The 25,413-nt window shown below is 63.2% G+C and carries 22 protein-coding genes and 2 pseudogenes; 18 read left to right on the top strand and 6 right to left on the bottom strand.

The window, feature by feature from the left end; all coding sequences use genetic code 11:
- Window positions 1-132 precede the first annotated feature (132 nt).
- From HF916_RS15135 to HF916_RS15145, 3 genes and pseudogenes are all read right to left on the bottom strand, one after another.
- Window positions 133-1,053 (bottom strand): NAD(P)-dependent oxidoreductase, encoded by a 921-nt coding sequence (locus HF916_RS15135; protein WP_168789724.1) that lies wholly within the window; start codon window positions 1,051-1,053, stop codon window positions 133-135.
- A gap of 881 nt (window positions 1,054-1,934) precedes the next feature.
- Window positions 1,935-3,100, bottom strand: a pseudogene (locus tag HF916_RS15140) (DUF3443 domain-containing protein).
- A gap of 39 nt (window positions 3,101-3,139) precedes the next feature.
- On the bottom strand, window positions 3,140-3,412 hold the full coding sequence (locus HF916_RS15145; protein WP_168789725.1) for a DUF4148 domain-containing protein: 273 nt from the start codon (window positions 3,410-3,412) through the stop codon (window positions 3,140-3,142).
- Between the two features lie 738 nt (window positions 3,413-4,150).
- Here HF916_RS15145 and HF916_RS52045 point away from each other — a divergent pair.
- From HF916_RS52045 to HF916_RS15200, 12 genes and pseudogenes are all read left to right on the top strand, one after another.
- Window positions 4,151-4,262 (top strand): annotated as a pseudogene (locus HF916_RS52045) (hypothetical protein); the annotation flags it as partial.
- Window positions 4,263-4,346: 84 nt separating this feature from the next.
- The gene (locus HF916_RS15155) at window positions 4,347-4,994 is read left to right on the top strand and encodes a porin (protein WP_431311424.1); all 648 of its coding nucleotides are present in this window, start codon (window positions 4,347-4,349) and stop codon (window positions 4,992-4,994) included.
- A gap of 258 nt (window positions 4,995-5,252) precedes the next feature.
- Window positions 5,253-5,576, top strand: a complete 324-nt coding sequence (locus HF916_RS15160; RefSeq protein WP_168789726.1) for a DUF4148 domain-containing protein — start codon at window positions 5,253-5,255, stop codon at window positions 5,574-5,576.
- 88 nt (window positions 5,577-5,664) lie between these two features.
- On the top strand, window positions 5,665-6,003 hold the full coding sequence (locus tag HF916_RS15165) for a DUF4148 domain-containing protein (RefSeq protein WP_168789727.1): 339 nt from the start codon (window positions 5,665-5,667) through the stop codon (window positions 6,001-6,003).
- 762 nt (window positions 6,004-6,765) lie between these two features.
- Window positions 6,766-8,316, top strand: a complete 1,551-nt coding sequence (locus HF916_RS15170) for a SulP family inorganic anion transporter (RefSeq protein WP_168789728.1) — start codon at window positions 6,766-6,768, stop codon at window positions 8,314-8,316.
- A 26-nt stretch (window positions 8,317-8,342) separates the two neighbouring features.
- On the top strand, window positions 8,343-9,473 hold the full coding sequence (locus HF916_RS52050) for a hypothetical protein (protein ID WP_277352286.1): 1,131 nt from the start codon (window positions 8,343-8,345) through the stop codon (window positions 9,471-9,473).
- A gap of 162 nt (window positions 9,474-9,635) precedes the next feature.
- Window positions 9,636-9,710 carry a hypothetical protein gene (locus HF916_RS50920; protein WP_240975649.1) on the top strand — a complete coding sequence of 25 codons (75 nt, stop codon included), beginning with the start codon at window positions 9,636-9,638 and terminating at the stop codon, window positions 9,708-9,710.
- 198 nt (window positions 9,711-9,908) lie between these two features.
- A complete protein-coding gene (locus HF916_RS15180; protein ID WP_168789729.1) occupies window positions 9,909-11,216 on the top strand; it encodes a TolC family protein in 1,308 nt (435 codons plus the stop codon).
- A 10-nt stretch (window positions 11,217-11,226) separates the two neighbouring features.
- Window positions 11,227-12,702: an efflux RND transporter periplasmic adaptor subunit gene (locus tag HF916_RS15185; RefSeq protein WP_168789730.1), complete on the top strand. Its 1,476-nt coding sequence runs from the start codon at window positions 11,227-11,229 to the stop codon at window positions 12,700-12,702.
- A 79-nt stretch (window positions 12,703-12,781) separates the two neighbouring features.
- The gene (locus HF916_RS15190) at window positions 12,782-16,003 is read left to right on the top strand and encodes an efflux RND transporter permease subunit (RefSeq protein WP_168789731.1); all 3,222 of its coding nucleotides are present in this window, start codon (window positions 12,782-12,784) and stop codon (window positions 16,001-16,003) included.
- 5 nt (window positions 16,004-16,008) lie between these two features.
- Window positions 16,009-16,689 (top strand): heavy metal response regulator transcription factor IrlR, encoded by a 681-nt coding sequence (irlR, locus tag HF916_RS15195; RefSeq protein WP_168789732.1) that lies wholly within the window; start codon window positions 16,009-16,011, stop codon window positions 16,687-16,689.
- Window positions 16,686-18,131 (top strand): heavy metal sensor histidine kinase, encoded by a 1,446-nt coding sequence (locus HF916_RS15200; protein ID WP_168789733.1) that lies wholly within the window; start codon window positions 16,686-16,688, stop codon window positions 18,129-18,131. Before irlR ends, HF916_RS15200 begins: the two co-directional genes overlap by 4 nt.
- A 69-nt stretch (window positions 18,132-18,200) precedes the next feature.
- On the opposite strand, the gene HF916_RS15205 is transcribed toward HF916_RS15200, so the two are convergent.
- A complete protein-coding gene (locus HF916_RS15205; protein WP_168789734.1) occupies window positions 18,201-18,473 on the bottom strand; it encodes a DUF4148 domain-containing protein in 273 nt (90 codons plus the stop codon).
- Window positions 18,474-19,118: 645 nt separating this feature from the next.
- Between HF916_RS15205 and HF916_RS15210 the strand changes: the two genes are divergently transcribed.
- Window positions 19,119-19,427: a DUF4148 domain-containing protein gene (locus HF916_RS15210; protein ID WP_168789735.1), complete on the top strand. Its 309-nt coding sequence runs from the start codon at window positions 19,119-19,121 to the stop codon at window positions 19,425-19,427.
- Window positions 19,428-19,475: 48 nt separating this feature from the next.
- On the top strand, window positions 19,476-19,862 hold the full coding sequence (locus HF916_RS15215) for a response regulator (RefSeq protein WP_168792025.1): 387 nt from the start codon (window positions 19,476-19,478) through the stop codon (window positions 19,860-19,862).
- A gap of 54 nt (window positions 19,863-19,916) precedes the next feature.
- Here HF916_RS15215 and HF916_RS15220 read toward each other — a convergent pair whose 3' ends face one another.
- On the bottom strand, window positions 19,917-20,246 hold the full coding sequence (locus tag HF916_RS15220) for an ArsR/SmtB family transcription factor (RefSeq protein WP_168789736.1): 330 nt from the start codon (window positions 20,244-20,246) through the stop codon (window positions 19,917-19,919).
- A gap of 87 nt (window positions 20,247-20,333) precedes the next feature.
- On the opposite strand from HF916_RS15220, the gene HF916_RS15225 reads away from it, so the two are divergent.
- On the top strand, window positions 20,334-21,431 hold the full coding sequence (locus HF916_RS15225; protein WP_168789737.1) for an NADH:flavin oxidoreductase/NADH oxidase: 1,098 nt from the start codon (window positions 20,334-20,336) through the stop codon (window positions 21,429-21,431).
- 202 nt (window positions 21,432-21,633) lie between these two features.
- Here HF916_RS15225 and HF916_RS15230 read toward each other — a convergent pair whose 3' ends face one another.
- Complete coding sequence (locus tag HF916_RS15230; protein WP_346777731.1) at window positions 21,634-22,641, bottom strand: NAD(P)/FAD-dependent oxidoreductase; 1,008 nt, start codon at window positions 22,639-22,641, stop codon at window positions 21,634-21,636.
- Between the two features lie 237 nt (window positions 22,642-22,878).
- On the opposite strand from HF916_RS15230, the gene HF916_RS15235 reads away from it, so the two are divergent.
- The 3 genes from HF916_RS15235 to HF916_RS15245 all read left to right on the top strand — a co-directional run bounded on the left by HF916_RS15235 (window position 22,879) and on the right by HF916_RS15245 (window position 25,411).
- A complete protein-coding gene (locus HF916_RS15235) occupies window positions 22,879-23,910 on the top strand; it encodes a MerR family transcriptional regulator (RefSeq protein WP_206001892.1) in 1,032 nt (343 codons plus the stop codon).
- A gap of 29 nt (window positions 23,911-23,939) precedes the next feature.
- Window positions 23,940-24,563, top strand: coding sequence for an RNA polymerase sigma factor (locus tag HF916_RS15240; protein WP_168789739.1), 624 nt, complete (start codon window positions 23,940-23,942; stop codon window positions 24,561-24,563).
- Window positions 24,564-24,733: 170 nt separating this feature from the next.
- Complete coding sequence (locus HF916_RS15245) at window positions 24,734-25,411, top strand: dihydrofolate reductase family protein (RefSeq protein WP_168789740.1); 678 nt, start codon at window positions 24,734-24,736, stop codon at window positions 25,409-25,411.
- The last annotated feature ends 2 nt before the right edge of the window (window positions 25,412-25,413 follow it).

A 25,413-nucleotide genomic window follows, 5' to 3' on the forward strand; every position in this document is an offset into this window, starting at 1 on the left:
ACGAGTGGCGTGAGTGACGAGAGTGGCGCAAGTTACGGAGGTCTCGCAATTCACGCAATTCACGCAATTCACGCAATTCACGCAATTCACGCAATTCACGCAAGGCGGGCGCATGGGCAGCGCCCGCCGCTTTCATTTGGCGGCTGGCTTGAGTGCGCGTAAGCGCCAGATCAGGCTTGACGTGTCGAACCGATTGCCGCCGAGCGCCTGCACGTCCGCATAGAATTGATCGACGAGCGCCGTCACCGGCAAGGACGCGCCATTGCGCTTCGCTTCGTCCAGGCAGAAGCCGAGGTCCTTGCGCATCCAGTCGACAGCAAAGCCGTAATCGAACTTGCCGTCGATCATGGTTTTGCCGCGATTGTCCATCTGCCAACTCGCCGCCGCGCCTTTGCCGATCACTTCCAGCACTAGCGGCATGTCGAGACCCGCAAGCTGGCCGAAGTTGATCGCCTCAGACAGTCCCTGCACCATGCCGGCGATGGCGATCTGGTTGACCATCTTCGCCAGTTGGCCGGCGCCCACGGCCCCGATCAGCGTGACGGCCGCCGCGTAGTGCGCGAGGACTGGTGACGCCTGCTCGAAGACGGCGGGCTCGCCGCCGCACATGATCGTCAACTTGCCGTTCTGCGCGCCGGACTGGCCGCCCGACACGGGCGCGTCGATGAAATGCAGATCTTTCTGACCAGCGATTTCCGCGAGTTCGCGCGCGACGTTCGCCGACGCTGTCGTGTGATCGACGAATGCGGTATTGGACGCCATGCCCGCAAACGCGCCGTCATCGCCGAGCGTAATGCTGCGCAAATCGTCGTCGTTGCCGACGCAGGCGAGAATCAGGTCGGCACCGTTTGCCGCCTCACGCGGCGTGTTCGCGGCCCGGCCGCCATACTCCGACACCCACTGCTGCGCTTTCGACGCGGTCCGGTTGTACACGGTCACGTCGAGACCCGCTTTCGCGAGATGGCCGGCCATGGGATAGCCCATCACACCGAGGCCGAGAAAGGCGACGCGGCGAACGGCGGCGGTGGAGGGCTGCGCGGTGGGATGATTCATTGGGGCTCCGTGGTATGGGCTGGGTTTGGGTGGGGCAATCATTATGACAAGGCCCGGCATTTTTCGCCGCGACGCCCCGTTGTGCCACCGACCTCATCCGCGCTACCGCCGAAGACGACAGAAATCTCATTCTTCCGCCATGTTGGCATGGCGGCAGGGCCGCAGCATCGGTCGCACCTCGTCAATACGTCGCCTCACCATGCTCACCCGCAACCTTGCAGCCGTACTTGCGATCGCTGCGATGAATCCGGCCTTCGCGCAATCCGTTGAGCGCTGCCCACGCTCCTAACGAAATTTTGGCCTGTCACCTACCTTGGCTATGGCTGCGATGGCAGGCAGGAATTTGGCGCCCCGGCTGAATCATTTCATGCACCGCATAGGCGAACGTCCGTCAGTTCACGCGGCCCTGGCTGCGGAGGCGGAGCCAGAAGGCCGATAAGCGGTTGGAGCTAACGCTGCTACCGATGCTCGCGCTACAGCACAGACTCGTACAGTTCGAGCGCGGGCTCTGAGTAACCCGGCACGCAGTGTCGGGGCGGAGCGCGAGCTCGGTGCGCCCAACCGTTAGGTATGCAACTTAATCCCCTCATTCTTGATCGAAACTAGGCATCCTGAAGATGAAATCCCAGCTCTGACCTCAGAACAACGCGACGCGTGGCTAGGAGACCGTCCGCAGCATGGCGAACAGCACGTCGCAGCGTCGTCTGGCAAGAGCGATGAGCGCCTGATTGGGTTGTGTTGCGACAAAATGGACGGGGAAAATCTTTTATGGTAAGGATTCCTGCACCACCAGAGAATAAAGTTGAGCAGCATCTGTTCGCGTGACGTCGTCGTTCTTCAACTGTCGTTTCCGGATCATGTGGATTGTCTCAATCGTCCGTTCAGAAAGCGTAGTAAGGCCCCGGGCCCGCCGATGTTTCGCGCGAGGCGATCGCTGTATAGACGCGTCGTCCGAAGAAGAACGGCAAGCCCCAGCCGAAGCCGCTGCTAGTCACGCCGGCCAGATTGTTGAAGGCGTTGTTCGACGACGTGAACAGCGCGTTCGAATTGCCGATTGCAAACGAGACCGTGTTCGACGTGCCGTCCGTGCCGGTGATCGCGGCGTTCGCGGCCTGAATCGACGTCGGGCAGTACCAGGGGCCGCACTGCGGGAACTGAGTCGTGCGGAAGAACAGCCCGTTCGAACCGCTGTCGACATAGCTCCGCGAATAAGTCTGCCCGCCGCTCGTGGTGACGACGTAGCCCGTCACGGAATTCGCCTTGAGGACGCGGGCGCCGTTCAGCATGTTGTTGGCCTGGGTGCCGATGCCGAAGATCATCGAACCCGATACGCTGGCCGCGCCGGCGTCCGCGATGGCCGGCAGGTCGATCACCACGCCGTTGTCGTCCAGCGCAAAGCGGCTGACCGGATTGGTCACCTGCTGCGCAAGGGCTTGCTTGCTGGCGAGGCAGACGCCGCTAGCGTTGCAACTGTAATACCAGCGTGGCAGCGCGGCACTGACGCAGCCGCTGCCGCAGTCGGCCGCGAACAGGCCCACGCCGAGAATACCGTTCGAGCGCAAGCCGGCCACCGTCTGCATGGCGCGGCCGGATCCCGCGCAGTCGGCGGGCACGGTGGGCACCGCCGGGTCGGCGATCGTCTGGATCGGGATCGACGCGGCCAACTGGCCGGCCATGCGGACGTCCGCGCTGCGCACCGCGCCCCAGGTGTAGCCGCCGCCGAATACCGCGCATTCGCCGGCGATCCCGCTGTCTGACGCGACTGACGCGACTGACGCGAGCGTGAAGCCCGCCGGTAGCGCGGACGCGAGAATCCTAAGCCCGTGCGAACCGGTGTCGACCTGGACATTGTCGATCGTCGCGCAATGGCTGGTGCCGGGCTGGCAGACGGTGACGCTGGTCGTCAGCATGTTGCGCGTCAGATGCGGCGCGGCGGTCACGGTGATCGGCTGAACTTCGGCGTGTTCGACTGCGGCACGGAGGCGCCTGGGCTCGCGCCCGAGGCCGCCCATAAGCGATTGCCGGTGAGCGTCTTGAGACGGTACATGCATACTGCCGGGGATATTGCCGCCGGCGGCACGTGCCATTACTTTGCCGTGAGGCTGTCATGCCGGTCCATTGGAGGTGCCATTTCGCCGCCATGCGAAGAAATTGCGTGTAGCTGCTTGTTGCGGGCAATCGTGCTGGCGTCTGCCGGGTATCGTGTCCTGGTGGTTGGAATCACGCCATCGTGTTGTGCTTGAACCAATTCCTGTTTCACCTCCGCGCGAGATTTGCCTTGTGCCTGCGCAACTTGTGAGGCCACACCGATCGTAGAAATGGCAGCGGCGCAGAGAATGAAGAGTCTTGCGGTATTCATATTGAAATCTCCTTTGTGACGACCGCCGTTCGGCGATTCGCGAGACTAGTATGAATCTCAGGCGGTGTGCCATCGCGATCGAAACATGAGAAAAATGTCAGAACAGGCGGCATCGGCGAGGCGTCAATCGTGGCCGCCTGCATGATGTTTTTGTCACATTGGGACGAGATGTCTTTTATAAATAAGTAAGCCTTATTGATTGAACAGGACGGCATTCCAGACATTGGGCCCAGCGGTGTCCATGAGCTCGCCACTGTTATAGGGCGAGGTTCAAACCAAGGGTAACGCGGGACGGCTGATGGCGCCGTGATGGCCGATCGTGGCAGCCCATTTCAAGTCGTGGTGCGTGCGCGAGTCGATCTGGAATGAAGCGATGAAGAAGACGAAATCGCTTATCACGGCCATCGCTTGCCGGCTTTCGTCATCAGCTGCGCGGTTCGCTCGTATTTCCGGTTCGACCGGAGCCTCCGCGAGATCGAGCAGTTGCTGCTCGAACGAGGCATCTTTTACTGTTGCTCATCACCAGGCATCGGTTTGATTTGGATCGCCACTTTATCCGATCCGATAGGCCTATTTGCTCGAGAACCGGCTCCCGAAAGGACGGCATATTTTGGCATCGTCGATCGGGTGCCGCGTCATGCCCGGGCCAGTTCCTGCTCGCGAAAGTACATGACGAAAAACCTTGTCCTTGCAGGCATTCTCGGTGCATTTGCCATGAGCACACACGCGCAGTCCAGCATGACCCTCTACGGCCCCCTTGACGCCGGCATGATCTACGCGAACAACGCCGGCGGGAATAGTGTGTGGCAGTTGGGCAGCGGTGCGCTTTCGTACAACTATTTCGGTTTGCACGGCGTCGAAGATCTCGGCGGCGGGCTGAAGGCGATTTTCAAGCTGGAAAGCGGTTTCGCTATCAACAGCGGCCGCATTCGCAATGGCGATTTCCTCAACCGTCAGGCCTGGGTCGGCCTGTCGCGCATGGAGCGCCGGCGCGACGTACGGAAACGGTCCGTTCAACGTCGCAGCGGGCTACTTGCAGACGAACCACTCGGGCAGCCTTGGTGCAGCGAATAGCGCGGCCTCGGCCGACGGGAATATCTCGGCACGTCTGCAGCGCACCTATGGTGTCGGCGCGAACTACGCGTACGGCCCGGCGCGAGCTGGCTTCGTGTGGTCGCACTCGCAGATCGACGGCCTCGCAAGTCTTGCGAGCGGGGGTGGTGCCCTGCCGGGGCTCAACGGTCTGAACCTGCACCTGGACAACTACGAAATCAACGGCGCCTACAATATGACGCCTGCTCTCGCGTTGGTCGGCTCGTACACATTCACCGACGGTACGGTGACGGGCACAGGTAACGGCGATAACTCGCCGACGTGGCACACGTTCCTTGTTGGCGCTGACTACTCGCTCGGCAGGCGTACCGACGTGTACGTGGCGGGCGTCTACCAGCACGCTTCGGGATCGCTCGGTTACAACGCGAACGGTATCCCCATCGCCAACGTGGCAGCGATCAACATGCTTTCGCCGTCGACCACGGACAATCAGTTTGCCGCAACGGTCGGCTTGCGCCACAGATTCTAATTGCACTCCACCCGGGCAGGCGATGGAGCGCTCCACTTCTCCCTGTCCCTTCGAAGCACACATCTCGCGCATCAAACGCTGCATCGGCGAGCGCCTGCTGACGCACAAGCCATTGGCAACGCAAGCAACAAAGTGTGACGCGCGTATGACTGTGCGGCCCTCCTGACAAAAACATCATGTTGCAATCATGCTGACGCTCCCTCCGCGAGCCAAACTGGAGTCAAGTTAATAACGACACCGGGTTGAAAGGAGGTTCAGATGGAGTTTCGAAAAGTACTTGTTATTGGCCTGTTTAGCGTTTTTTTATCCCCGCTGGCACTCGCAGACGCAGGGCAGGCGTCTCCAAGGTATGTCCCCGTCGAAGGTTATGGCGGCGCACCGGAAACAACTATGTCGTCGGGTGCGGCACCGGCGGTCAAACCGGCGCGTCAGGGGAAAACACGCGCCGAAGTTCGCCAGGAGCTCATTCAGGCATATAGGGACGGTCTCATAGCGACGACGGAAGCCGACTATCCGCCGAGCAGACGGACTATCGAGCGCAATAAGGCACTGTTTGCCGAATCCGAACGCTACTTCAAGTAATCGGCAGGCGCTCGTGTTCCTCTCATCGTTGTCTCTCGCACCAACCCGCGCGCATGCGCGACATTATTCGACAGTCACGGAATCGCATATGAATTCGATCATCACACTCGCCCTGGCTTCGGCCGTACTTGTTACTTCCGCTGCTCAGGCTCAGGGCTTGACACGTGCCGAGGTGAGGCAGCAACTCATCGAGGCGCTGGCCAATGGCTTGCACTACGTTACTGAGTCGTCCTATCCGGAAGTTCATCCGAGTTTCGCCCACATGGTGAAGGCCAACGCCGCGACACAACCGGCGCAGAGCGGCGAAGGCGGCGTGCCGGCGGGATCGCATGAATCGGGCGGCGCGCCGCACGGACTCCCGATGCCTGACGGCAATCCGCACTGCGTTGGGCCAGTCAGTTTCTGCAGCACCTATTCAGGTTCGTAATGGTCGCCCTTGAGCACGGCACCGTCGCTGGCGTGGCAGGCGAACCTGCCATGTCCATCCGAGGCAATGCGACGGAGTTCGTCAGCTCTTCGCGTCAGCCGCTTGCGCAGGCGTGCGTCAGAATGTCAGCACAAACGCCGTGCGCACACCGAAATCGCCCGTCGCACCGAATTCGCCATCGTGCTCGTCCATGAGCGAGTGGGCCATCGCGGGCCCGAGGCCCGCACCAATGCCGAATCATGGCGCGGTCGGATCGACCCGATAGCAGCACTCGCAAACATGTCCCCGGTATTCAGCCGCAATCGCCGGTCCAGTATCAACGACACCTGCTGCCGGTAAAGCGTGTCGTTCGCGCTGTCGCGCACCTGGTCAAGCATAAGGCTGCTCCGTCAGCGTTTTTTTCTTTGCAAATACGCGCCCGCCTTAGATTCAACTTCGACAATCAAATCTTTTCACTTCGATCCCTTTCGTCAGGTTCATTACCTGGCACGCACACATGACGGATTTATCATTTGGATGTCATGCACGTGTACTTTTTCGTCATTAAATTAGGTAACCGAAGCATTAACCCGCGTCATGTTGTGGACGAATGCGTCGTCATTGCGCACCCGACGCATCGAGTCAATGCATTGACCCGCTGCCCGGGCCACCACACAACGTGGAGACGATGGCCGGTCGACCTGCGCTGCTTCGAGTGCCTGTCTCCCGAAAACCCCGTCGATCTTCATACCTTGTACGAAACGTCTGGATTACACAACCATCATGAATCTACGCGAACAGTTTGTATCGTTTCCCCGCGATATGTTTGCCGGCACGGTCGTCTTTCTCGTCGCACTTCCGTTGTGTCTCGGCATCGCCAATGCATCCGGCGTCGATCCGTTTGCCGGCCTGCTTTCCGGAATCATCGGCGGCCTTGTCGTCGCCTTGCTGAGCGGCTCGCATCTGAGCGTCAGCGGTCCCGCGGCCGGGCTCGTGGTGATCGTCGTCGATGGGATGACGAGGCTCGGCAGCTTTCCCTCGTTTCTGATGGCGGTTCTGCTCGCGGGCGCCATGCAGTTCGGATTCGGCCTGCTCAAAGCGGGTCGCTTTGCCGCCTACGTGCCGTCTTCCGTCATCAAGGGCATGTTGGCGGCGATCGGCCTGTTGCTCATCATCAAACAGGCGCCGCTCGCGGCGGGCCTGGCCAACGGTAGCGCGAGCGGCACGACCGGCACGATCGTCACGCCGTTCGGCGCGATGTCCGTGGCTGCATGCGCGATTGCGATCGTATCGCTGGCGATCCTCGCCAGTTGGGAAACCAGGGCCGCGCGACGCTTCGCCCTCGTGCGCCATGTGCCCGCGCCGCTTGCGGTCGTGTTGTTCGGCATTTCGGTCACGCTGTTGCTCGACTTTGCCGCTCCCGGGTTCGCGCCGCCGCTCGAGCATCGTGTGTCGCTGCCGTCGTTGGCCTCGTTTGCCGCATTGGACCAAGCGTTCAACTGGCCTGAATTGACGCACTTACTGAACCCCGAGGTTTGGCGCCTGGCAATGACGATCGCGATCGTCGCGAGTCTGGAAACGCTGCTCAGTCTCGAAGCCGTCGAGCAAATCGATCCGAAGAAACGCCCTGTGCAGCCGGACCGCGAACTCAAGGCACAGGGCATCGGCAACATGGTGGCGGGTGCGATCGGCGGCCTGCCGATCACGTCCGTGATCGTCCGCAGTTCCGCCAACGTCGAAGCGGGTGCGCAAAGCCGCTGGTCGGCCGTCGTGCACGGCGTGTTGTTGCTCGTGAGCGTCTTCGCGCTGACAGCGGTGATCAATCTGATTCCGCTCGCGAGTCTCGCCACCATTCTGATCTTCACGGGGCTGAAGCTCGCCAAACCGTCGATGTTCGCGGATGCCGCCAGACAAGGCCTTGCGCGTTTCGCACCATTCGTCGTGACGATCTCCGCCGTGCTGCTGACCGACCTGTTGATGGGCATCGTGCTGGGGATCGTGTGCAGCATCGCGTTCGCCATTCATGCGCACATGCAGCGCCCAATCACGCTGGCGCAGCATGACGACCACTTCCTGCTGATATTCCGCAAGGACGTGTCGTTTCTCGCGAAGGTCAGCCTCAAGGAACATCTGAAGGCGATCCCTGATGGCGCCACAGTGCTACTCGACGGCAGCCGCGCGGATTTCATCGACCCCGACGTGCGAGAAATGATCGATGAATTTCTGGGGAATGTTCCTGCGCGAGGGATTCATGTCGAGTGCCGGCAGTTGGGGCCTATTGTCGAGGAACGCGTCGGATTGCGAGGTATCGGGGCGTTCTTGCGCAGGCAGTGAATTGCGTATGGCGTTCCCGCGAAGTGGTGAATCGTTGGAAACGCAGCGTCGTCGTTGTTGATGACATCGTGAAACAGCTGCAACCTTTCGAGGCTTCCTCCACGAATAAAATATCCGCTTTGCGTTCGGATGCGTCACCACGTACAAGGGCGGTTATACCCGAAAGCGTTGTATTTTCGGGCAAGAAGAGAAGCTGCGGCTCGACGCCGACTGCCTGGAGCATCGCCGCACTCATCGCGTTTCTTGCGGCGCCTTGCGCGCACGCCAGCCGCGTCGCCCTGTCCAACGACACCACCGACCCAGGTTGTGCGGCGATCTACGATACATACTCCGCAGCAGGCTACTCGGGACCGGAGTGTCAGATTCAGTCGGGCAACGCGGGTACAGCGGCGTCGGTTGGATTGATTGACGGGCTCAATCTTGTGTCGAACAAGACCGGTCTTTTCGTAACCGGTGGCCTCGAAGTGTTTGGCACGGGCGTGATCGCGGGGCTTCCGGCCGCATATGTTCACGGCGGATTGAGCCTGTTCAGCAATGGCACGACATCGGGTACCGCCAACAAGCTGATCGGTCTCACTCCCGCTGCTGTGACCGCCAACAGCACGGATGCCGTCAACGGCGCGCAACTCTACGCGGCCAATCGCTATTTCAAGACCGACGGCCTCAATGACGGCACCGACGATGCTGTTGCTAACGCGGCGGGCGATGTCGCAATCGGTCGCAATGCCCAAGCGTTGTACAACAACACCGTCGCCATCGGCGATGGCGCCAGGGCGGACTACAACGACAACATGGCCGTGGGCGCGGGCGCCTCGGGTCGTGGTGGTGTTTCGATGGCGGTGGGTACACGTGCTTCGACCGTTTCTACGTCGGGTGCGAACTATCAGATCGCCTTGGGGGGGACGCCGGACGGCTCGACCGATCCGATCTTCGCGGCACACAGCGACCGGGACACAGAAGCGGCAGAAGCAAGCGGGACGCATCCACGGCGGCAGGTGCGAATGCCCAGGCGAGCGCTCACCGGGCAACGGCACTGGGCGCGAGTGCAACGACCACCACGGCCAACTCGGTGGCGCTGGGGGCGGGCTCTGTCGCCGATCGCGACAACACAGTCTCGGTCGGCTCTGCGGGAGGTGAACGGCAAATCACCCATGTAGCGGTCGGCACCCACACGACGGACGCGGTCAATCTGGGTCAACTGGACGCTTCGATCAACCAAGCCAGGCAGTACACCGATCAACGGGTGACGGCGCTCGGCAACACGTTGGGCGCGATATCAAGCTACGGCGATTGGCGCGACGGCGCGCATCACGCCGAAGATCAAGGTACGCCTGGGCGCGGGTTTCAGTTCGGCGGCCACATCATTCGGCGCAGGTGCGGCCTACCAGTGGTAAGGCTCCGAGCAGTGGACTGGGTTTGGATCGGGGCAATCACCATGACAAGGCCGGACATTGTTAGCCGTGACGCCCCGTTGTGCCGCCGACCCCATCGGCGCTGGCCGCCGAACATGACAGAAATCTCATTTTTCCACCATGTTGGCATGGCGGCAGGACCGTAGCATCGGTCGCACCTCGTCAACACGTCACCTCACCATGCTTACCCGCAACCTGGCTGCCGTACTTGCGATCGCTGCGGTGAATCCGGCCTTCGCGCAATCCGCTGCGCCGCTGGCGCAAGACAATCGACCCTCACCATCGACCGCACAAGCTGAGCCGCCCGAAGGCGCCGCCTTGTCGCTCGATGAGGCGCTCGGCATCGCCGCCGAGAACAACCCGCTGCTGCGCGGTGCGCGCGCCGATGCCGATGCGTCGCGTGGCACGTTCATGCAGGCAGGCGCCCGCCCCAATCCGCAGATCTCGCTGCTGCAGGAAGGGTTCGGCCGCATGGAGCGCACGTCGACGGCGCTCGTCAATCAGACCGTCGAACTCGGCGGCAAGCGTCAGGCGCGCCTCGACGTCGCCTCTTATGGGCGCGAAGTGGCGCTCGCGTCGCTCGATGCGCGCGGCGCGGCCCTGCGGTCGGACGTCATCGCCGCGTTTTACGGATTGCTCGCGGCGCAGCGCCAGTTGCAGGTGGCGCGTGAGTCGGCCGACATCGCGACGAGATCGGCGGAGCTGGCGGACAAACGCGCGCGGGCGGGCAAGGTGTCGCCGGTCGAGGCGACCAAAGCGCGGGTCGCCGCGACCGGCGTTCAGATCGAACAGGCCAACGCGGCCTCGCGGCTGACCATTGCCGCGGAAAAGCTCTCGAACGTGACGGGCAGTCCGCTCGTGCGTGGACGCCCTGTGGCAGGTGACATCGACAACGTGCCGGCGATCGAACTGCTTGCCGAACTGTTGCCCCAACTGTCCGACGCACCGCTCGCGCGCGCCGCGCAGGCCGAGACGCTGCGGAGCAACGCCGCGATTGCCGTCGAGCGCGCGAAACGTATCCCCGATATCACGTTCAGCGCGGGCATGAAGCGGGTCGTGACCGGCGGGGTGCCCGGCAACCAGGCGGTGGTCGGTGTTTCCATTCCGCTTCCGCTGTTCGACACCAACAAGGGTGCGCTGCTCGAATCGGTTCACAAAGCCGAGAAGGCGAGCGCCGACTTCGAGAGTGAAAAGGCGCGCCTGCAACTCGACTTGATTCAGGCGTACGCCAACTACGAGCGGTCGAGCCTGGAAGCGCGGCGTCTGAAAACCGATGTCCTGCCGGCCGCGCGCGAGGCGCTCGACGCGATGTCGCGCGGCTACGAGCTCGGCAAATTCAGCTTCCTCGACGTCCTGGATGCGCAGCGCACGCTGTTTCAGGGCCAGTCGCAGTACGTGCAGGCATTGACCGATGCGCACCTGGCTTACGCCGAGATCGGCCGGCTTGTCGGTGTTCCGCTGCCCGGCAGCGCGCCCCGTCTACCTTGAAGGACTTCTCATGCTAAGCAGAAAACTCATTGTCGCCACCGCGGTGACCCTCAGCGGCGTGAGCGTCGCGCTCGCCGTGTTCGCGTTGACGGGGGTGTCGTCGAAAACCGCGGGCGCTTCGGGCGTTGTCGAAACATCGGCAAGCGCGCCGGCTATGACCGGCCAGCATGGCGGCACGGTTTTCCGACACGGCGCGCTGGCCGTCGAAGTCGTCCTGTCCGAGAAGCCGGGGGACGCGCGCCTCGTCGTCTATCCTTTTGTCGAAGGCAAACCCGCGGACAAGGACCTGGCCGTGTCGGGTTCGATCAAGCGCTACGACGGTTCGATACAGCCATTGCGATTCGCGTCGGCAGGTCAAAAGCTGACGTCCGCCGAACCGATCGCGAAGCCCCACGTCTTCGACGCGTCCATCGACCTCAAGTGGCGTGGGCAATCCGCATCGTTCGTGTTTTCGCGGGCCGATGGGGCAATCGCGCTCAGCGCGGCGCAAATCGAGGCGGCGCAGATTCGTCTCGACCGCGCCGGTCCCGCGCAGATTCTCACGACGTTCCAGCTTCCCGGTGAGATCAGATTCAATGAGGATCGGACAGCTCACGTCGTGCCGCGCGTGGCGGGCATCGTCGAGCGAGTCAATGTCTCGATCGGCGAGAAAGTCGCGCAAGGGCAAGTGCTGGCGGTCATCGCCAGCACCGATCTTGCGGATCGCCGAAGTGAACTGCTGAGCGCGGAGCGCCGGCTCGCCGCCGCGCGAACCTCGTACCAACGCGAAAAGACGCTGTGGCAGGAGCGTATCTCGGCCGAGCAGGATTATCTCCAGGCGCAGGTCGTGTTGCGCGAAGCCGAGATCGCCACGCAAAATGCCCGCGCGAAGCTCGCCGCGCTAAATGCGCCGCCATCGGCCGGCGCCTTGAACCGTTACGAACTGCGCGCCCCGTTTGCCGGAACGCTGGTCGAGAAGCACGCGACGCCCGGCGAGGCGATCGCGGCGGATGCCAAGGTATTCGTGCTCTCCGACCTCTCGTCCGTGTGGGCCGAAATGGCGGTGCCCGCGCAGCGCCTGAACGATGTGCGTGTCGGCCGCGAAGCGACGGTCAGCGCAACCGCGTTCGACTCGAAGTCGAGCGGTCCGATCGCCTACGTCGGCGCGTTGCTCGGCGAGCAGACCCGCACCGCGCCGGCGCGTGTGGTGTTGCCGAATCCAGACGGCGCGTGGCGGCCGGGCATGTTCGTCAATGTCTCGGTGGATGCCGGCAAACAAAGCGTGCCGCTCGCGGTGGCGAGCGACGCGCTGCAGGAGATCGACGGCGCGCCCGCGATCTTCGTGCAGTCGCCCAGGGGTTTTGTCGCTCAGGCCGTCGAGACGGGACGCCGTGACGACAAGGTCGTCGAAGTGGTGAAAGGACTTGGGCCAGGTCAACAGTATGCCGCCGCGAACAGCTTCGTCCTCAAGGCCGAACTCGGGAAAGGCAGTGCCGAGGAAGATTGACGCCCCGTCGCCATGAAGCTGCCGTGACCTGCCTTTAGCAGACCGCTTTCCCGAGCCCCGGTTTCCAAGGATCCTTCGCATGTTTGAAAGACTGATTCGCTTCGCCATCGCGCACCGCTGGCTGGTCATGCTTGCCATTGCCGCCATCGCGGGATGGGGGGTGTACAGCTATCAGAAGCTGCCCATCGACGCCGTGCCCGACATCACCAACGTTCAGGTGCAGATCAACACCTCGGCGCCGGGCTATTCGCCGCTCGAAGCCGAGCAACGCATCACGTATCCGGTGGAGACCGCGATGGCCGGTCTCCCCAATCTGGCGCAGACGCGTTCCATCTCCCGCTACGGCCTGTCTCAGGTCACGGTGATCTTCAAGGACGGTACCGACATCTACTTCGCGCGTCAGCTCGTCAACGAGCGGATTCAGGAAGCCAGGGACAAGCTGCCGCCCGGTGCGACGCCGGCGATGGGCCCGACCTCGACGGGCCTCGGCGAGATTTACCTGTGGACGGTGGAAGCCGACGCGTCGGCCGTCAAGCCGGACGGCACCCGCTATACGCCCGTGGATCTGCGCGAGCTTCAGGACTGGGTCGTCAAGCCTCAACTGCGCAACGTGCCGGGTGTCACCGAGGTGAATTCCATCGGCGGCTATGTCAAGGAGTTCCGGGTCGCGCCGAATCCCGCCAAGCTCATGTCCCACGGCTTGACGCTCGCGGACGTGGTGCGCGCGATCGACCGTAGCAATGCCAACGTCGGCGCGGGCTACATTGAAAAACGCGGCGAGCAATATCTCGTGCGGGTGCCCGGTCAGGCTCGCTCGGTCGACGACATCGCCAATGTCGTGCTGACCAACGTGGGCGGCGTGCCGGTTCGCATCAAGGACGTCGGACAGGTGGATATCGGCCGTGAATTGCGCACGGGCGCCGCGACGTCGAACGGCGAAGAGGTCGTGCTCGGCACCGTGTTCATGCTGATCGGAGAGAACAGCCGCACCGTCGCCAAGGCGGTCTCCGTCAAGATGGAGGACGTCAACCGCAGCTTGCCGCCAGGCGTGCGCGCGATTCCCGCGTACGACCGCACCGTGTTGGTTGAAAAGGCCGTGCAGACGGTCAAGAAGAACCTGCTCGAAGGCGCGGTGCTCGTGATCGTCGTGCTGTTCCTCTTTCTCGGCAACCTGCGCGCGGCGCTGATCACGGCGCTCGTCATTCCGCTGTCGATGCTGATGACCTTCACCGGCATGGTCAATGCGAAAGTGAGCGCGAACCTCATGAGTCTGGGCGCGCTCGACTTCGGGATCATCGTCGACGGCGCGGTCGTGATTGTCGAAAACTGCGTCAGGCGCCTGGCTCACGCGCAGACGCTCGCCGGCCGGCCGCTGAGCCGCGAGGAGCGTTTCGCCGAAGTCTTCGGCGCGTCGCAGGAGGCGCGGCGCGCGCTGATATTCGGTCAACTGATCATCATGGTGGTCTATCTGCCGATCTTCGCGCTCACCGGCGTCGAGGCAAAGATGTTTCACCCGATGGCCGTGACGGTCGTGATGGCGCTGGCTGCCGCGATGCTGTTGACGGTCACCTTCATCCCCGCCGCGGTGGCGCTGTTTATCGGCAAGCGCGTCGAAGAAAAGGAAAACCGTTTGATGGGTTGGGCGAGGCGAGCCTATGAACCGCTGCTCACCGTTTTCATGACGCGCCCGAAACGCGTGTTCGCCGGCGCGGCCCTGATCGTCACGCTGAGTATCGGCCTGGCGGCGCGCCTGGGCAGCGAGTTCGTCCCGAGTCTGAACGAGGGCGACCTGGCCGTCGCCGCATTGCGCATTCCGGGTACGAGTCTGTCCCAATCGGTCAGCATGCAAAAGTCCATTGAGAAAACATTGAAGCAACGGTTCCCGGAAATCGAGCGCGTTTTTGCCCGTACGGGGACGGCGGAAATCGCGGCGGATCCGATGCCGCCCAACCTGTCCGACGGCTACATCATGCTCAAGCCGACGGACCAATGGCCGGACCCGAACAAGTCGCGCGACACTCTCGTTGCGGAAATCGAAGCCGTTCTTGCGGAATTGCCGGGAAATAGTTACGAATTTTCCCAACCGATTCAACTCCGTTTCAACGAATTGATCTCTGGCGTGCGCAGCGATGTCGCAGTGAAACTCTTCGGCGACGACATGACGGTGCTCAGCGACACGGGCGAGAAGATCGCGGCGGCCTTACAGAAAGTGCCGGGCGCTGCGGAGGTCAAGGTGGAACAAACCAGCGGCTTGCCGGTTCTCACCATCAACGTGGACCGGGACAAGCTGGCGCGCTATGGCGTCACGGTAGGCGACATTCAGGACACGGTTGCGGCCGCGGTCGGCGGCCAGAAAACCGGCACGCTGTTTCAGGGCGACCGGCGTTTCGATATCGTCGTGCGCTTGCCGGACGAACTTCGCTCGGACATCGAAGCGATCAAGCACTTGCCGATTGCGTTGCCGTTTGCCGCGGCGGTGGGCGGCAGCGTGCCGCTCGCGCAGGCGCCTTACGTGCCGCTCGCCGAACTGGCCACGGTTGACGTCGCTCCTGGTCCCAACCAGATCAGCCGTGAAGATGGCAAGCGGCGCGTGGTGGTGAGCGCGAATGTCCGTGGGCGCGATGTCGGCTCGTTCGTGGCGGACGCGCGCGAGCAGATCCGCCAGGACGTGCAGGTGCCCTCCGGTTACTGGTTGTCGTGGGGCGGACAGTTCGAGCAGTTGCAAAGCGCGAGCGAGCGCCTGAAGCTGGTCGTGCCGCTTTCGCTTTTCATGGTGTTTGTCCTGCTGTTCATTATGTTTAATAATGCTAAGGATGGTTTGCTGGTTTTCACGGGCATTCCATTCGCTTTGAGCGGCGGCGTGCTGTCGCTCTGGTTGAGGGGTATTCCGCTTTCCATCACCGCGGCCGTGGGGTTCATCGCGCTGTCGGGCGTTGCAGTGCTCAACGGACTCGTCATGATTTCCTTCATCCGAAATCTGCGCGATGAAGGCACGGCGCTGGACGCGGCCGTCCGCGAGGGCGCCTTGACACGGCTGCGGCCCGTGCTAATGACGGCACTCGTCGCGTCGCTCGGCTTTTTGCCGATGGCGTTCGCAACCGGCACGGGCTCGGAAGTGCAGCGTCCGCTGGCAACGGTGGTCATCGGCGGAATTCTGTCGTCCACGGCGTTGACATTGCTGGTCTTGCCCGTGCTGTACCGGGCCGCTCATTCGTCGTCATGGCGCGCTGCTGCATCGAGCTGGCTGGGGAAAGCGTCGCCCGGCCAGTTGCTGCGCCGGTTGGGTATTTTTTCGAGGTAGTGGGAATGCGGATTCTGTTGGTGGAAGATGAGCCGAAGACCGGCGCTTATTTGCGAAAAGGCTTATCGGAGGCGGGATACGTCGTTGATTGGGCGGAAGACGGTGTGACGGGCCAGCATCAGGCGGAGACGGAAGACTACGACCTGCTGATTCTCGACGTGATGCTGCCGGGACAGGACGGTTGGACGCTGCTGCAAAACCTTCGCCGCACACGGCCCACGCCCGTGCTGTTTCTCACCGCGCGCGACGACGTGGGGGACCGCGTCAAGGGACTGGAACTCGGCGCCGACGACTACCTCGCGAAGCCGTTCGACTTCGTCGAGCTGATCGCGCGCGTGAGGTCGATCCTGAGACGCGGCAAGCCGCGCGAATCCGCGTCGCTGAAGGTCGCCGATCTCGAACTGGACCTGACGCGGCGCAAGGCGACCCGGCAGGGCGACGTGATCCTGCTCACCGCCAAGGAATTCACGCTGCTGTGGCTGCTGATGCGTAAGGAAGGGGAAATCCTGCCGCGCGCGACGATCGCGTCGCAAGTGTGGGACATGAACTTCAACAGCGATACGAACGTGGTCGATTCGGCAATCAGGCGGCTGCGCTCCAAGATCGACGACGCCTACGAATCCAAGCTCATTCACACCGTGAGAGGCATGGGGTATGTGCTGGAAAACCGGGGCGGCGGCAATTGATCGGGCGCGCGGTGCCACGTACGCTGCGTGCAAGGCTCACGGCTCTCATCATCCTGTCCACGTCGGCGATCCTCGCGCTCAGCGGGCTTGCGCTATATCAGGCGCTTCGCAGCCGCCTCGAGTCGACCTCGATCGAGCAGATGTCCAGCACGATGGCGGCGTTGCGCACGCATCTGGCGGGGATTCCGACTGTGGAGGGCATTGCCGGCGATGCGCAGACGTTGATCGACCACCTGCATGGGCATCCGCACATGGCGCTTGCCATCTACGGTACGGCGGGGCAGCGCCTGTTGAGCACCGCGGGGTTTAAGCCCTCTGCGCCGATTCTCGCAACCGGGGTGAGCGGTTCGCCTGTAGCTCTCACGCGCGCCCGCTCGAATCTTCGATACCTGGCGGAGAGCGCGCCGCTCAATGGCGGGATTGGACCGCGGGTGCGCGTCGTCGTTCAGTACGATCGAACCAGTGATCAGGCTCTGTTGCACGCATACGTGTATACCGCGCTGGTCATTGAAGTGTTGGGTGTGCTTCTGGCCGCCGCGTTCGCCTACGGCATCGCCATGCTCGGCCTGCTCCCGCTGCGCAGGCTGGTGGCCCGGGCAGAGGAGATGTCGACGAGCGGCCTGGCGCAGCCGCTACCGGAATTGGATGTGTCGTGCGAGTTGAGGGAACTGGAGCAGGCCTTTAACGGCATGCTGGCGCGGCTCGACGAATCGTTCACCCGGCTGAGCCAGTTCTCCGCCAATCTCGCGCACGATATGCGCACGCCGCTCACCAATCTGCTTGCCGCTGCTCAGGTGGCGTTGTCACAGCGTCGGAGCGCGGAGGACTACCGGGACGTGATCGAGTCGAGCGTGGACGAGTATCAGCGGCTGTCGCGCATGATCGAAGACATGCTTTTCCTCGCGCGCTCCGATCAGGCTGACGCGCTGCTGTCCTTCCGTTCATTCGACGCGGTCGCGGAAGCCGAACGCGTCGCCGGCTACTACGAGACCGTAGCCGAAGATGCGCAGGTCAAGATCGAGGTGATGGGCGAGGGCAAGGTGCGGGCCGATCTGCTGCTCTTTCAACGCGCGCTCAGCAACCTGCTGTCGAACGCGCTCGTGCAGGCGCCGCAAGGCAGCACCATAGCCATCGACTGCAAGGAAGAGCCGGACTCGACCACGCTGAGCGTGTCGGACTCAGGAGCGGGAATCGAAGCTCGCCATCTTGAACGCATATTCGAGCGGTTCTATCGTGTGGACCCTGCGCGGCACCGTTCGGCATCGGGCACGGGGCTGGGTCTTGCCATCGTGAAGTCGATCTTGAACAGCCATGGAGGACAGTGTGGCTGCGAAAGCCGGCCTCACGTCCGCACCCGTTTCTGGCTGCGCTTTCCCAACCACGGCGGTTCACGTAACGGCATGACGACGTCCCCGACACGCGACGCCGTGCGCAAAGCGTGAGGGCGCCCCGGTCATTGGCAACAGGTGCACGCATGCCGCCGGACATGTTGTTCCCGGCGGCACGTGCCGTTACTTCGCGGCGAGCTTGTCATGCTGGTCCATTGAAGCCGCCGTTTCGCCGCCATGCGACGAAATTGCGTGCGTCTGCTTGTTGCGGGCAATCGTGTTGGCGTCTGCCGGGTATCGTGTCTTGCTGGTTGGAATCACGCCATCGTGTTGCGCTTGAACCAATTCCTGTTTCACCTCCGCGCGAGACTTGCCTTGTGCCTGCGCAACTGGCGAGGCCGCGCCGAATATCGTCAGGACAGCGACGGACAGGGTGAAGAGTCTTGCAGTAGTCATGTTGAAACCTCCTGTGTGACGACCGCCGTTTGGCGATTCGTGAGCCCAGTATGAATCGCAGGTGGTGTGCCATCGTGACCGAAACATGAGAAAAATGTCAGGACATACGGTATCGACGAAACGGCAATCGGGCGGCCGCCTGCATGAGATTTTTGTCATATTGGCGTGATGCTGGCAGCGACCTTCGCGGAGCAGGATGGCTCATCTTTTTCCACGAATGATGAGGCGGCGATATGCGCGCGTTACTGCAAAAATCTGCCTTGACGGCGATCCTTGCCGCAAGCCTTGCGGGATGTGCAAGCAGCGGTGGCAAGCCGGCGGCTTCCGTTAATCCACCGACGTCCACGCATAAGGCGCCGACGGACCTTGCACCAGGCGAGCAGATCGACTACGCCGGCCATCGCTGCGGAAATCCGAATCTCCATGTGAAGACGCATCTGTGTCTTTTCCCGCGTCGATAGTGCTGCCTACGTGCCGACCTTCGCTTCGAGATAGGGCGGCCCGGCCGCGGTTTATCCACATTTGAGAACAATCCTCTCCACGCACGGCCCTTATTCTCAAGCACCGACCTTTCTAGACTGTCGTCACTGAATTACGAACAGGGCTGTTCGTAGCAGAACAAAGCGAAGTCTGGAGGTCGTCATCATGAAGTCCCTTATTCAAGCCGTTGTGGTTGCCGCTGCCCTTGCCGCGCCGGTTGCCGTGTTCGCTCAATCGAACTCGCCTGTCACTCGTGCGCAAGTGCGAGCCGAACTGATCGAACTCGAACAGGCCGGCTATAACCCGGGCCGCGGTGAAGACCCGAACTATCCGGCCGATATTCAGGCTGCCGAAGCACGGGTGGCGGCACGGCATGCCGCGACGGGTTTCGGTGGCACCGCGAGCGGTTCGTCGGACGCGGGACGCGCGCCGGTCTCCCGCTCGGATTGGAATGCGATGTACAACCATCCGTGATGGAAGGTGCGGCGCAAGGCGCCCTGTCAAAGGTGGAGCGCCCGTGAGATCCGGGTATTGCACGAATTGCCGCGCGTGCTGGTCGTCGACGACAACGTCGGCGCCGCCGAAGCGCTCGCCACGTATCTCTCCTATGAAGGCGTCGACGCCCGCGCCGCCGACGGCTGCGAGCAGGCGCTGCGCTGCGTGCGGGACTGGGTGCCCGACGTGGTGGTGCTCGACATCATGATGCCGGAGCGCGACGGCTATGAAACCGCGAGCGCGCTACGCAGCTATCTGCCGACGCAGAGTCTGGGCATTGTCGCGTTCACGTCGCTCGACGAGGATCACGTGAAAGAAACCGGCAAGGCACGTCACAATTTCGACGGCTATTGTCAAAAAGGCACGGCCCCGACGGCGTTGCTCGCGCTGATGCGAAAGCTTTGGCGGGAATAGAAGCGCGGGATCGCGTCGCGCGCGTCACGTTGGCGTCAACTTCAAGCCCCAACTTCAAGCCGGCTCGCTCTCCACCGGTTCCGCGACGATCTGCTTGAGAATCGCCTCCATCAAGCCCGGAAACCGGGCGTCCAGGTCCGCGCGCCGCAGCGAATTCTGATGCACGGTGCCGGCCACGCGCGTGCGCACGAGGCCCGCCTCGCGCAGGATCCGGAAGTGATGCGACACGCTCGACTTCGGACGGCCGCCGTCGAGTTCGCCACAGGTGGCCTCGTCGACCGACGCGAGGCGCCGCACGATCTCCAGGCGGACCGGGTCGCTCAGGGCATGAAAGAGCCGCCCGAGCGCGAAATCCTCGGCGGTGGGGTGGTTATAAGTGCGCATCCTGCAAATGATAAAGGTTTCTGCGATACTTCGTTATTCGATGTTTATCGAACTACCGTACAAGCAAGTCCAGAGGAGTTTAGCCTGATGTCCGCATTGTTCCAGCCCTACAAGCTCAAAGACGTTTCCCTGCGCAACCGGATCGCCATTCCGCCGATGTGCCAGTACACCGCCGAAGACGGCCTGGTCAACGACTGGCACCGCATCCATCTGGCCGGTCTGGCGCGCGGCGGCGCGGGGCTGGTGATCGTCGAGGCGACGGCCGTGTCGCCTGAAGGCCGCATCACGCCGGGCTGCGCCGGCATCTGGACGGACGAGCAGGCGCAGGCCTTCGCGCCGGTCGTGGCCTCAATCAAGGCTGCCGGCTCGGTGCCGGGCATCCAGATCGGCCACGCGGGCCGTAAAGCCAGCGCCAACCGTCCGTGGGAAGGCGACGATCACATCGCCGACGACGACAGCCGCGGCTGGCAAACCATCGCGCCGTCGGCGATCGCGTTCGGCGGCAATCTGCCGAAGGTGCCGAAAGCCATGACGCTCGACGACATCGCGCGCGTTCGCGAAGATTTCGTCGCCGCCGCGAAGCGTGCGCGTGACGCGGGCTTCGAATGGCTCGAACTGCATTTCGCGCATGGCTATCTCGGCCAGAGCTTCTTCTCGACGCACTCCAACCAGCGCGACGACGCCTACGGCGGCAACCTGAAGAACCGCAGCCGCTTCATGCTCGAAACGCTGGCGGCGGTGCGTAAGGTGTGGCCGGAGCATCTGCCGTTGACGGCGCGTTTCGGCGTGATCGAGTACGACGGCCGCGACGAGGAAACCCTGGTCGAATCGATCGAACTGGCGAAGAATTTCAAGCGCGAAGGCCTCGACATGCTGAGCGTCAGCGTCGGCTTCTCCACGCCGACGGCGGCGATTCCGTGGGCGCCGGCGTTTCTCGCGCCGATCGCCGAGCGCGTGCGCCGCGAGGCTGGGATTCCGGTTTCGTCGGCGTGGGGTATCGACACGCCGGAACTGGCGGACCGTTCGGTGAAGGACGGGCAACTGGATCTGGTGATGGTCGGCCGCGCGCATCTGGCCGATCCGCACTGGCCGTATCATGCGGCGAAAAAGCTCGGCATCGAGCGTCCGTCGTGGACGTTGCCGGCGCCGTACGCGCATTGGCTGGAACGCTATAAGGTCGCTTAAGCGCCTGAGTTTTCGCGTCGAGTTGGTGGTGCCAATCGTGTCGCCTGCTCCGCCGCTTTATGCGCCGGGGCGGGCGGTACATTTCATTTCGGCCTCCACGCGAGCGCCCGGCGCCTCGTGCACCAACACGCGCTCGATCGACTGCAGCGCCCGCAGCAGTTCGCGCCGAGTGCTCTGCCCTTCGGCGCCGCGTCTCCAATCGCTACACCGATTGCAGCGCTCGCAGCATCTCATGCCCGAGCGCTCTGCCACTCAGCCACGCGCCTTCCACTCGTCCACCGTTCAGCCAGTCGCCGCACAGACCCAGGCCATCGACGTCGCGCCATACATAACCCGGCGCGGGATCGCCGTCCGGTGCGACATCCGCGTGACGCCAGCGGTGCGCGGTCCACGCCGCCGGCCTCGGTCCGCCGCAACGCTGGAAGGCTTCCAGCATGGCGGCCGCCACCTGCTCGGCCGGCGTGTCAAGGTGTGCTTCGCTCCACTCCGCCGTCGCGTGCAGCAGCCAGGTTTCCGGACCGCCGCGGCCGGGCTTGCTGCTGTCGCGCGCCATCCAGCGAAGCGGCCCGTGATTGACGAAGGCGGCGTCGAACGCCAGCGGCACACGACCGTCGAAGCGCAGCATCAGCGCCCAGCACGCGCGCATCACCGTGCTGCGTGCCATCATCGCGAGCTCGGGCGCCGGCGCGTGCAGCAGCGGCGCGACTTGCGGCGCCGGCATGGCGAGCACGACCGCATCGAATTTGTCGTCGATGGCGCCGTGCTCAGCCGACCAGAGCTGCCAGCCTTGCGGCTCGCACTGCACTTTCTCGATCGTGCACCGAGTGGTGAGCGGCAGCGTCTCGGCGAGGAGCCGCGCCGGCGCGCTCATGCGCGGCGTGCCGACGAAGCGCTCGATACGCGTGGTGTGCGCCGTCGAACCGGGCGCGCCCAGCACGGCGAGGCGCGCGGGCCATGCCGCCGCCGCGCCGGCTTTCTGCCAGCGCGCGACTTCGGCCCGAAACGCGCGGTCGCGGGCGGTGAAATATTGCGCGCCGTGGTCGCACTGCCAGTCGCCGTCGCGCCGCGCGCTCATGCGGCCGGCCGGCCCGCGGCTGCGGTCGAACAGGCGCAGCCGGCAACCGGCCGCGCGCAGGGTCGTGGCGCATGACAGACCGGCAATGCCTGCGCCGACGACCGCGATGCGGGGGCGGGAGTCAGAAGTCTTCACGATGCATTGACCTAGGTGGCTGGAATGGCTGTCCGGCGTCGGACGGGGTGGCCGCTGGCCGCGCCGCACGGGCGTCCTGGGGAGTCTTCGGGCCGCGGAGTTGAACGGTGGGAGTGACGTTAAAAATCATAGTGCATCAAAAATACCGTTTCAATGATGGATTGTGAGTCGCTAAATCGTTTCGTATCGTCGGAAATGCAGTATGCTTGAATCGAAAACTGAATCACTTAGGGTTTCATGATGACTTCGTATGACGAGCAACAACCGGCTCAACAGGGCTACAGAAGCGGCGAGGCGGCGCGCCTGGCCAAGATGCCGGTCACGACCTTGCGAATCTGGGAGCGCCGTTACGGCGTGGTCGGGCCGGCCAAAACCGCGTCAGGCCAGCGTCTCTACACAGAAGACGACGTCAGGCGACTCAGTTTGATCAAACTGCTGGTGAGCCGCGGCCACGCGATCGGTGCCATCGCGCGGCTGGATCGCGAGCAATTGCAGTTTCTGGCCGCGCGCAGCGGACGCGAAAGCGGCGGCGCGGCTGACCTGCCGCTGGTCGAGTCCGTCGATCTCCGTCTCGCCCTGGTCGGCGGCAGCCTTGCGCAGCGTTTTCGGGCGTCGGGCGTCGATCTGCGGCCCTATGGCGTGAACGAACTGATCACGTTTGCCGATCTCTCCATCGCCGAGGCCGGCAGCGGCACGAGCGGAGAACGCGGCGCGCCGATCGACGCCTTGCTGGTCAGCGTCGACTCACTGCAAGAGGACATCGCGTCGCAGATCATCGCGCTCGGCGACGCAGTCCGCGCGAAAGCGATCGCGGTCGTCTACAGCTTCGGCACCGGCCCGGCGGCGGAGATTCTGCGCGTGGCCGGCGTGCGTCTTTATCGCGAGCCCGACAGCCGGACGGAATTCCGTCAGATGCTCGGCGACCTGTGCGAACGCGTCCGCATTCAGGAACGCATCGGCGACGACGCCGTGTGGTCGCGCGTGCGCCGTCGCTACGACGACCGCGAACTGGAAGTTATTGCCAGCCGCTCTTCGACGATCGCGTGCGAATGTCCGCGCCACCTGGCGGAGCTGGTCATGAAGCTCTCGGCGTTCGAACGCTACAGCGACGCGTGCACGTCGCGCTCGGCGCAGGACGCCGCGCTGCACCGCTATCTGGGCGACGTCAGCAACCGGGCTTGCGCGATGGTCGAGGCGGCGCTCGAGCGCGTCGCGCGGGAAGAGGGCTGGTTCGCCGGACCGCAGTCGCCGCAGGCCGGTCAGGAATAACACGCGCGCACCGTCTCGGAGGATGTGCAATGTCACATGATGCTTCGACCGACGCGACCATCAGCGCGTCCGCACTGGATCAGAAGAGCGCGTATCTCGCGGCGCTGCTCGAGCGCGTTTCAAGGCACGAGGCCGGCGCGTTCGAAGCGCTGTACCGGGCGTCGGCGCCGTCGCTGTTCGGCCTCGCGGTGCGCGTCACCCGCACCAGCGAATCGGCCGAAGAAGTGGTGCAGGACGGCTTCATCAAGATCTGGCGCTTCGCCGGTTCGTACGACCCGGGCAAGGCTTCGCCGTCCACGTGGATGTCGACCATCGTGAAGAACCAGGCGCTCGATTATTTGCGGCGCAATCCGTACTCGGGCGTGTATATCGACGACCTGGACGAGCGCATCGCCGCGAGCGACGCCGACGTGAACTTCTGGCAGGAGTTCGCGCTGGACGCCGAACGTCTGTCCTCCTATCTCGGCCGGTTGGCTCCGGTTCAGCGTCAGGCGATCGCGCTCGCCTATTTCCGGGGCCAGTCGCAATCGGAGATCGCGCATACGCTCGATGCACCGGTCGGCACGGTCAAGAGCTGGATCAGCCGTGGACTGGAGTCGCTACGCGCCATGGCCGACGCACGACCTGCGCCGCATCACGGCGGCCTTTACTGATCCGCCGGTCGCGCCGCGCTTTCGCTGCGGCTTGTCTCGCATAGTCACGGATAAATTGCGCGCTTGCCGCGCGACCGAGTTCACGCGCATTGCCAGGAAGGAATCATCGCGGTTGCGGAACGGCCCTTGCTGCAAGGTCTTTTCATTGACCTGACACGGAGGCTTGACGCATGAACCCTTATATCGTCGCTCACATGATGTCCTCGCTCGACGGCCGCAGCCTGACGGACGGCTGGCACCTCGACTACGCCTCGGACCTGTACGAAAGCACGGCAGCCACTTTCGAAGCCGACGGCTGGATCTGCGGGCGCGTCACCATGCAGGAGATTGCGCACGGCACGGATTATCCGAAAGGGCTCGCCAAGGGCGCCGTGCCTCGCACCGATCACTTTGTCGAGCGCAAAGCGGATCAGTACGCGATTTCAATCGATCCGCAGGGCCGTGTGGCGTGGAAGAGCAACGCCGCGCTCAAGTCGCACGTGATCGAAGCGCTGACCGAACAGGTTGCCGACGACTACCTCGCTTATCTGCAATCGATCGGCGTGTCATATGTATTCGGTGACAAGACCGAGATCGATCTCGACAAGGTGGTGCAAACACTGGCGCGTGAACTCGGTGTGAAGAAGCTGATCGTGGAGGGCGGTTCGCATGTGAGCGGCGCGTTCGTGAACGCGGGTCTCGTCGACGAAGTGAGCGTGCTGATTTTGCCGCTAGTGGATGGCCGCAGCGAACATGCTTCCTCGTTCGAAGTGGCGATGGAGAAGTGGCAAGCGCCCGCGTATCTGAAGCTCACGTCCGTTGAACAAAAGGAACAGGGTGCAGTGTGGCTGCGTTATACGAAGGCCTGAAA

It is taken from the genome of Paraburkholderia aromaticivorans, from assembly GCF_012689525.1.
Classification (GTDB): Bacteria; Pseudomonadota; Gammaproteobacteria; order Burkholderiales; family Burkholderiaceae; genus Paraburkholderia; species Paraburkholderia aromaticivorans_A.

Excerpts from the sequence above, each read along its gene's own strand:
- HF916_RS15135 (WP_168789724.1), bottom strand. The coding sequence starts at position 1,053 with ATGAATCATCCCACCGCGCAGCCCTCCACCGCCGCCGTTCGCCGCGTC.
- HF916_RS15145 (WP_168789725.1), bottom strand. The coding sequence starts at position 3,412 with ATGAATACCGCAAGACTCTTCATTCTCTGCGCCGCTGCCATTTCTACG.
- HF916_RS15155 (WP_431311424.1), top strand. The coding sequence starts at position 4,347 with ATGGCGATTTCCTCAACCGTCAGGCCTGGGTCGGCCTGTCGCGCATGG.
- HF916_RS15160 (WP_168789726.1), top strand. The coding sequence starts at position 5,253 with ATGGAGTTTCGAAAAGTACTTGTTATTGGCCTGTTTAGCGTTTTTTTA.
- HF916_RS15165 (WP_168789727.1), top strand. The coding sequence starts at position 5,665 with ATGAATTCGATCATCACACTCGCCCTGGCTTCGGCCGTACTTGTTACT.
- HF916_RS15170 (WP_168789728.1), top strand. The coding sequence starts at position 6,766 with ATGAATCTACGCGAACAGTTTGTATCGTTTCCCCGCGATATGTTTGCC.
- HF916_RS15180 (WP_168789729.1), top strand. The coding sequence starts at position 9,909 with ATGCTTACCCGCAACCTGGCTGCCGTACTTGCGATCGCTGCGGTGAAT.
- HF916_RS15185 (WP_168789730.1), top strand. The coding sequence starts at position 11,227 with ATGCTAAGCAGAAAACTCATTGTCGCCACCGCGGTGACCCTCAGCGGC.
- HF916_RS15190 (WP_168789731.1), top strand. The coding sequence starts at position 12,782 with ATGTTTGAAAGACTGATTCGCTTCGCCATCGCGCACCGCTGGCTGGTC.
- irlR (WP_168789732.1), top strand. The coding sequence starts at position 16,009 with ATGCGGATTCTGTTGGTGGAAGATGAGCCGAAGACCGGCGCTTATTTG.
- HF916_RS15205 (WP_168789734.1), bottom strand. The coding sequence starts at position 18,473 with ATGACTACTGCAAGACTCTTCACCCTGTCCGTCGCTGTCCTGACGATA.
- HF916_RS15210 (WP_168789735.1), top strand. The coding sequence starts at position 19,119 with ATGAAGTCCCTTATTCAAGCCGTTGTGGTTGCCGCTGCCCTTGCCGCG.
- HF916_RS15220 (WP_168789736.1), bottom strand. The coding sequence starts at position 20,246 with ATGCGCACTTATAACCACCCCACCGCCGAGGATTTCGCGCTCGGGCGG.
- HF916_RS15225 (WP_168789737.1), top strand. The coding sequence starts at position 20,334 with ATGTCCGCATTGTTCCAGCCCTACAAGCTCAAAGACGTTTCCCTGCGC.
- HF916_RS15235 (WP_206001892.1), top strand. The coding sequence starts at position 22,879 with ATGATGACTTCGTATGACGAGCAACAACCGGCTCAACAGGGCTACAGA.
- HF916_RS15240 (WP_168789739.1), top strand. The coding sequence starts at position 23,940 with ATGTCACATGATGCTTCGACCGACGCGACCATCAGCGCGTCCGCACTG.
- HF916_RS15245 (WP_168789740.1), top strand. The coding sequence starts at position 24,734 with ATGAACCCTTATATCGTCGCTCACATGATGTCCTCGCTCGACGGCCGC.